Source organism: Pseudomonas sp. IT-P100, assembly GCF_949767185.1.
In the GTDB taxonomy this organism is placed as follows: domain Bacteria; phylum Pseudomonadota; class Gammaproteobacteria; order Pseudomonadales; family Pseudomonadaceae; genus Aquipseudomonas; species Aquipseudomonas fluorescens_B.
The window spans coordinates 1-407 of the sequence record NZ_CATKQK010000045.1; the positions used below are offsets into that span (position 1 = coordinate 1).

Annotated in this window: 1 pseudogene; it reads left to right on the top strand. The window is 59.0% G+C overall.

The window, feature by feature from the left end:
* Positions 1-407, top strand: a pseudogene (locus tag ACM6IQ_RS23825) (MFS transporter); the annotation flags it as partial.

The following is a 407-nucleotide window of genomic DNA, read 5'->3' on the forward strand; positions in this document are numbered from 1 at the left end:
ATCGGTTTGCTGACCGCGATTCCCTACGCCACCGCCATCGTCGCCATGACCCTCAACGCCTGGCACTCCAATAAAACCGGTGAGCGCCGATTGCACGCGGCCATCCCGGCATTCATTGGCGGGATGGGCCTGATTGGCAGCGCCTTCTTCGCCCATAACCTGCCGGTGTCGATTTTCTTCCTCAGCATCTCCGCATCAGGGTTGCTGAGCCTGATGCCAATTTTCTGGACATTGCCCGGCACGGTTTTATCGGGTGTGGCTGCAGCAGCGGGTATCGGCATGATCAACGCAATCGGCAACCTCTCCGGGTTCACCGGTTCCATGATTACAGCCATGGCCGAGACACTGACCGGCGACATGAACAACGGCACCTATGTCCTGGGTGGTTGCCTGCTCGTCAGCTGTGT